Below are 7,698 nucleotides of genomic sequence, written 5' to 3' on the forward strand. Positions count from 1 at the left end.
GCACCAGCAAGAAGATAACCATTCCGTGCATAAGATTGCAGACAGCAACACAGGTTATCATTCCACCACAATCAACAGCCGAAGTATATAATCCGAAAGTATGCAAGGAGCACTGTCAAAAGAAGTTCGACAATTTAGATGAGTGAATTTTGTTCTTATTCAAGGCGAAAATTGCAGTGAATAGCCACTAGCTATTGGCTATCCCGCACGTGCGGGAAAAACAACGAAGAAGGGCAAAAGTCTTTCAAATAATGCTGAAGTTATTTTGACATTGTTCCTCGAAAGAACAACGAATGATGAGGAGCGGGTGAAAAGTTAATAATGCTGAGAAAACGTTAGAAATTGCATTGTTTATAAAAACTTTAAACTTCTGTTGAAGTAATTAGCGACTGTGCGGAAACTCGGTGCTTGGGTTGAAAGCTTTTCTTTTGAGGCTTGCGAAATTAAAAAAAATGGGAGTCCCCTACGTACGGAATGACCATTTTTTTAATGAGCGTAACGAAAAAAGAGGAGTTTTCACACAAGCACTAATTACAAGAATGATCAACGACGATTACATTATTGTTGAATTTAGTAAGACAGAATTTTCTTACGCAAAAATATTTTTTTGAATAACTGCAAAATTCACTTATGTTTGCCACTCTTTCAATAAGTTATAAATTTCTTATGAACCATAATAAAACTCCACTACAGATTGAAAAGTCATTGTCAGTAGCCCGAATGAGGGGTAATGGCAACAGGCTTGCAACCGCTTTGGCTGATGAATCATTTCCGCAAAGTGATAAGGTAACCAAATCTCAACTTGCCGATTTTGAAGAACAAATTGAAGGCAAGGTGGTTTTCCCATGGAGTGATGGATATGAAAGAGACCGTAAAGATTTCAATGATGTATATCCTGCGTATCCACTAGCAATAGTTTATGTATCATGCTATCAAGATATACAACTTTGTCTCCGGTTCTCAACAGAAAATAAAATATGGGCTGTGTGTCGTTCAGGCGGCCATAGTCTTGCAGGGTATTCAGTATGTGATGGAATTATTATTGACATGAGCGAAATGCAGAGCGTTCACATTGATGCAAAAAATAAAATTGCTATTATTGATTCAGGTACTACATGGGGTCGAATCTATAAAAAAGTAGAGTTTTATAACCTTCATATACCCGGTGGTGGATGCCCTACTGTAGCTATTGCTGGCTTTATGCAAGGTGGCGGCTATAGCTTAACATCACGGAATTTTGGAATTAACTGCGATACCGTATTGGAAGTTACTGTGATGCTTGCCGATGGAAAAATAGTTGTTGCAAATTCTGATCAGAATCAGGATCTATATTGGGCTGTTAGAGGAGGAACAGGGAATAATTTTGGCGTTTTATTAACTGTAAAATATCAGTTATTTGAATTGAAAAATATGTTTGGCAAACAAATATCTTGGAGCTTTCAGGATAGTCCTGACAATGCAGCATTAGCATTATATACGATACAGGAAATATTTTTAAAAGGTGATCAATATCCCAACTTAGGAATTGAAACGATAATTGCAACCGATTTTTCTAATCCGTATAATTGGATAAAAAAAGTTTATTTCTGTGGAGGATGGATTGGTGCCGGCGAAGACTTCGACAAAGCAGTTGCTCCTTTACTTGCTATACCCGGTGCACAGGTCAATTTGAGTGAAGAAGGTCCATATTCAAAAATTAATAACGATTTACTCGAAGGCGTTCCTGATTTGCCAATGGATGTAAAAGCTTATTCACGCAGTGCTTATATAGAAAAATTATTGTCACTTGACGACTGGAAAAATATATTAAACTACTTTAAAAATAATGCACCTAACCAATATACCATGGTTGATTTAGAGGGTTATGGAGGAAAAATTAATACTTTACCTGAAGGCACCAATGCATTCATTCACCGCAATGTAACAATGGATTTTTATTGTGACGGTTTTTTTAACGAAGAAACAAATGACCAGCATAAAAATGAAGAATTTATAGATTCATTTTACAAATTTATGGAGACATATACCAATTCACATTCTTATCAGAATTATCCCTATCGCAATCAATCTGATTTTAGATGGGCATATTTTGGAAATTATTATAATCAATTATGTGAAATAAAAAAAAGATATGACCCTCATAATTTCTTTCATTATCAGCAATCAATTGGCGAACCTTTTACAGGAGAAAAAGCAAAAGAACAAAAAATAATATTCACTCAAAATAATCCAATAAAATATGAATAAACTTAGATTATTCTTATCACTCTGTCTATTTTCCTTTGCATCAACTTATGCACAAAAACCTATAGAGGTTAATGCCGATGACAGGGTGTTTATCGGAAAAAATATTGAATACTTTGTTGATACCACCCGAAAATTAAATATCACCGACGTGATGTCAAAAACATATTTGATAGGGCAAACAGATATACCAAATTTCGGAAATATTCCGCACAATGTCTGGATGCGATTTTCGGTTCAGAGCAAATCAGAAAAAGAATTATTTCTTGAGGTAATGGCTCCTCTCATTAATGAACTTGAAGTATATGAAGTTTCAGATAGCAACACAAAAAAACTTTTTAGTGGCGGACATACGCATCCTTTCTACGAGAAACAGGTTGCTTCAGATTACTGGTTAGTAAATCTTAATGTAAAAGAAAATATTCCGACAGTATTTTATATAAAAGGACAAAGTGTCTATCCATTTCAGATTCCAATTACAGTTTCGTCAAAAAATAAATATGTAGAACATAATCAAAATCATAATTTATTTTGGGGAATATATATGGGTATCATGATTTTCGCATTTGTATATAATCTATTTATTTTCTTTTCAGTACGAGAAAGAACTTATCTATACTACATACTATATATTCTCGGTTCAGCTACCTTCTATCTCGGACTACAAGGATATGATTATGAATTCATTTGGCCCAACAATGGAGAATTGAATAATTATTTGCCCGTTGTATTATGTTTCACAAATACCATTATTACATTATTCACTTTGCGATTTTTGCAAATTACCAAGCAACATAAATTTCAGTTCTATTCAGGAAGAATTGTGATAGGATTATTTGGATTGGTTGCAATACTAAATCTTGCAGGAGTTTATGAAGCTGCAATCGGATTGGCTCAAATGTTCAGTTTAGTAGCTGCATTATATTTTATAACAGCTGGACTTCTAAGTTTAAAACGTGGAGTTCCAACGGCAAAATATTACTTGATTGGCTGGTCAACTTTTCTAATTTTAGTTATCGTCTTTATACTCACACTTAACAATGTTATTCCAAGTAATTTTTTTACTACCCACTGTTTATTCATTGGGCATATGACTGAAGTATTGCTGCTTTCATTTGCACTTGCTGACCGTATTAATTGGTTGAAAAAAGAAAATGAAAATAATCAAAAAGAAATTATTGACCAGCAACAAAAAGCCAATTTTTTATTGGAACAAAAAGTAAAAGAACGTACTGCAGAGCTTGTAGAAAATCAGGGAAAGCTTATTGAAAGTGAAAAGCTGGCGACCTTTGGTATTCTTGCATCACGAATGTCACACGAAATTCAGAATCCGCTAAACTTTGTAAATAATTTTTCAGATATTTCTACCGAATTGGTTGATGAAATTGCTTTACATGGCAATGAAAAAGAAAAGAAAGATGCAGTTGAATTATTAAAAAACAATTTGCAAAAGATTAATCATCACGGAAAACGTGCATCAGAAATAATAAAGCAACTACAGGAACAGGCAAGTTCAGGAACTGTCCATGAATTTACTGATTTCAGTGATAAAGGATAATTATAACTCAATTATATATATATGTCATTATTTGATTTTCCTAGAATAAATTTTAACGGAGATATTGATATCAATGTTTCAACAATTAATAATTCAGTATATTTCCCGCTTACATTGTATGACCAAATGTATTCGCGACCATTGTTTCCTCCGCGGTTATATTTCACAAACAATGAAATAATTACTTCAGTTCAGCCTAGTATCAATCCAAAAATATATACTGACAGTGTAAACGGATACGTATATATAGAAATTGAACCGGTAAATACGATAGCTGAATTGCGAACCTGGTGTATCACTCCACTAGGCAATTTGAATATAGATGCAGATTATATTCCATACTATAAAGCCGCACAACTTGACCTTGGCATTAATGGGTTTCAACTGATTGGAAATGTTATGGGATACTGGAATATGTTTGGCGATTTTGGCGTAACCGTTAGTAATACCACTGTTACAGGTGTGCAGACCTGCGATGGAAATTCGGTTACTACATGGTCAGAAACAAGTGATGCTATACCTTTAGATGTTGCTCCGTTTCTTGGTGCATCTTTCGATTTGAATACTGCTCCGGCTTCCGGAAGAACCACTGCCCTTATGGTCGAAACTATTTCAAGCCAATCAGTTTACGCCAACATATATTGCAGTAATATCAATTTGTTTAATAGAGAAAATATATACCTCCAAGGAAATCCGATTCGCTTTTCAGCACAACTTTACAGTGCATGGAGAGTATTAAACTGGATGCCACCTATGGCAGGTTCCGCAAGGTTTTGTACATGCATTCCGTTTGATGGAAATGAAGATATAATGAGTTCGGATGTTGTAAATTTTTTTAAAAACAATTCAGGCTATGATGGAAGAAATCTGAAAGGAGTATTCATCACACTCACATTACTTGAAGTTTTTGAAAACCGATTTGATCAGAATATTTATTTAAAAATGGACAATCCTGAAGTAACGCCAAACCCTGCACAGGCAAGCGTTTCAGGAAGTATAACACCTTGGTATGACAACGATATGAAAACCGGAGTGATAGGAAGAAATTTAATTCCTTTGTATCAGAAATATTGGTATAACAATGGTGGTGATATAGGCATTCCGGTTGCACCTGTTCCTGCAATTGCATCAATGAAAGATTTACAAAACGGAAGTTTACTTTTTTCAATTGATATGGGAAATACCATGCCTGAGCAAATAACAAATAATCCTGGAATTACACAACCTGTATTCCGTGGTCAGGCTACATTCGAAACATTTAATTTAGGTAATTTAAGTTTCAGATATGGCACTGATAAATCAACTGAAATTTGTAATATAGCAGTCAATCCTACTGATAATCCTCGTGTGAAAATTTTTCAGATGGGAGGAGTTTTTGATTACATAATTTCTGATGCAACTTTAATACAGAACATCAAAGATAATTATATACTCGTTTTTCTTGAAGTTGCTGGAAATGCTGATGTTCAGGTGCTAAAAGAAAGTACATATATGATTGCATCAGATCAGAAAGGATTGTATAGCAACGAAGGTGATACTCCTTCGCAGGGCTATCTTGTAAATAGTGGTGTAACCCGAGAACAATGTAATCTTAGAATATATAACAAAGGACTTCCTGCTACATCAAATGTAGATTTATACATAGCAGAATACGTTGTACCCGAAGCTGCAAACGACCCCGCTACTACTCCCCTTCCACTTGTTCCTTTTTCTGCAAAAGACGGCGATGTAGTGAATTTATCAGCACCTGCTTCTCCCCTAACTATGAAGAATAATGCGATATATTATTTTGTATATGACAATGAGTACAACAACAACACGCTACCTGCCTTTGTTGTACAGAATTACTATACAATTATGGATTCAGGTTCATTTGTTGTACTACGCGTTCATCCAAAATTAGACTATACTTTATTTGGGCCACCTGCCAATCCTCCTACGTTCAATGATGTATATAATTACGTATTTCAATTATATGACGTTGTATATCCTATAATGGCAAGCATTCATCCTTTCACTGAAGAAGTGTGGAACAATGGAACCATGGCTGGGCTTGTTTTACAGAGGGTTCAGTTGTCGTATTGGAACAATATTCAATATATGCCCCGTTCAAGAGAATTGAGTGCCTCCCAACTCGAACTTCTTACTGCATGGGCAAATACATTTAATTAAAATTTATGATGAAATCAAAACGCTTTTTACTCCTTACAATTTTTCTTTTATCAATGATCTGTATTTCTTGTGGAGATAATGGTTCAGCATCTAAACTCGAAAATGATGCTGATGCCCCTGTTCCATCTTTTACTATTGGCGTAAAACCACTTCAGATTTCTAATAAATTGCCATTCCTCCAATCGTTTGCATGGGCACGAATGGGAAATAAAATATTATTAATTGGTGGAAGAATTGAAGGATTTCACGGACTTGTGACACTCGATACGCTGTTCAAAACGAAAAAAGCCAATCAGTCAATCTTTGTAATTGATCTATCTGATTATTCATATAGTGAAATGCCACTGAATATGAAAGATAAAGATCTTTTGCAATTTGCATCCACAAATATGGAGTTCTGCCAAAGTGGAGATACACTATATCTTGCAGGAGGGTTTGGAACGCAAAATGTTGGCGACTTACAAAGCAATTATACTTTTAATAGAATGGTTTCAATATCAGTGAGTGAGATGATTAATCAGGTTTCATTACAGAAAAATGGAAACCCGTATAAAGCGATAATAGGTATGGCATCATCACCATTTGTGCAGGTTACAGGCGGTGAAATGGTTTTTGAAAACAACAATTTTTATTTGTTATTCGGGCAAAATTATAATGGTGCGTATAACGTAAGTGTCACTGGAAATTACACGTCTGCTATTAGAAAGTTTTCATTTAATGGAAGTATAATAGGCGATACAGTTTCATATTTTGATACTTTGATGCACAGACGAGATATTCCGGTAGCTGAAATTTTTCAGAAATCAGGAAATTTCCATGCCGGATTTGGCGGTGTTTTTAATTCAAAAGATAATGGATATGTCAACCCTGTTTATATATCATTCCATGGAAATAATAATTCAGTAAAAGCTGATACCTTGACTCAAAAAACCAATCAGTATGCTTGTGCTGTGGCGAATATATATGACCCTGTCAGTGATGCAAATATTACAACTTTATTGGGTGGAATAGGGAGATATCAGTTTATGGAAAAAACTCAAACCTGGCAGGATGGTGATGATGGTGCTAAACTACCATTTGTAAAAACAATCACCCAAATGACTTATCATAATGGAGTAATGCATCAGAATATTCAACTTCCGCCTTTAGCACCTGAATTACCAGCACTTATTGGAGCTAATGCAATTTTTATTGCCGATAGTAATTATATATATTCTAATAACACAATTGACTATAGTAAAATAACTTCATCAGAAACAAAAATTGGCATCATGTATGGTGGCATTAAATCAATAAAACCTTCATCAAGTTACACCTATCCTACGTCATTAAATAGCACAATTTACGAAGTTTATTTATATAAAAGTTCATCATCTAAAAAGTAAATTTTCTTTCTTCACTATGAAAAGAGTTGCGATACCATTTCTAATTGCTGTAGTTACTATTATTGTTATGTTTCTGATATTCGAGAATCTGGAAACATATTTTACCAATTTATTACAAGGTTCAAGCAAACATATTTTGACTTACTCTTTAGTAAGTTTTATAGTACTTGCAAGCGATATAATTCTGCCAGTTCCTTCAAGTATTGTAATGTACACCAATGGCTACGTATTGGGAATGGCAGGCGGATCAGCAATTTCTTTAGCCGCACTTATGGTGGGGTCAGTGGTTGGATATTATTTAGGGAAATATACCTCGATAGGGTTAAAAACATCTGACGA

5 protein-coding genes are annotated in these 7,698 nt (G+C 34.6%); all 5 read left to right on the plus strand.

What is annotated here, in order from left to right; genetic code table 11:
* Positions 1-666: 666 nt before the first annotated feature.
* Complete coding sequence (locus SGJ10_02395) at positions 667-2,247, plus strand: FAD-binding oxidoreductase (GenBank protein MDZ4756975.1); 1,581 nt, start codon at positions 667-669, stop codon at positions 2,245-2,247.
* On the plus strand, positions 2,240-3,802 hold the full coding sequence (locus tag SGJ10_02400; GenBank protein ID MDZ4756976.1) for a 7TM diverse intracellular signaling domain-containing protein: 1,563 nt from the start codon (positions 2,240-2,242) through the stop codon (positions 3,800-3,802). The genes SGJ10_02395 and SGJ10_02400 overlap by 8 nt, the downstream gene beginning before the upstream one ends.
* Positions 3,803-3,823: 21 nt before the next feature.
* Positions 3,824-5,974, plus strand: coding sequence for a hypothetical protein (locus SGJ10_02405; protein ID MDZ4756977.1), 2,151 nt, complete (start codon positions 3,824-3,826; stop codon positions 5,972-5,974).
* A gap of 53 nt (positions 5,975-6,027) precedes the next feature.
* Entirely contained in the window at positions 6,028-7,359 is a 1,332-nt protein-coding gene (locus tag SGJ10_02410; GenBank protein MDZ4756978.1) for a hypothetical protein, read from the plus strand.
* A 67-nt stretch (positions 7,360-7,426) separates the two neighbouring features.
* Positions 7,427-7,698, plus strand: a 272-nt coding sequence (locus tag SGJ10_02415; GenBank protein ID MDZ4756979.1) for a hypothetical protein, incomplete at its 3' end; no start/stop codon positions are given.

This window comes from Bacteroidota bacterium, assembly GCA_034439655.1.
Lineage (GTDB): Bacteria > Bacteroidota > Bacteroidia > UKL13-3 > UKL13-3 > CANJUD01.

Excerpts from the sequence above, each read along its gene's own strand:
- SGJ10_02395 (MDZ4756975.1), top strand. The coding sequence starts at position 667 with ATGAACCATAATAAAACTCCACTACAGATTGAAAAGTCATTGTCAGTA.
- SGJ10_02400 (MDZ4756976.1), top strand. The coding sequence starts at position 2,240 with ATGAATAAACTTAGATTATTCTTATCACTCTGTCTATTTTCCTTTGCA.
- SGJ10_02410 (MDZ4756978.1), top strand. The coding sequence starts at position 6,028 with ATGATCTGTATTTCTTGTGGAGATAATGGTTCAGCATCTAAACTCGAA.
- SGJ10_02405 (MDZ4756977.1), top strand. The coding sequence starts at position 3,824 with ATGTCATTATTTGATTTTCCTAGAATAAATTTTAACGGAGATATTGAT.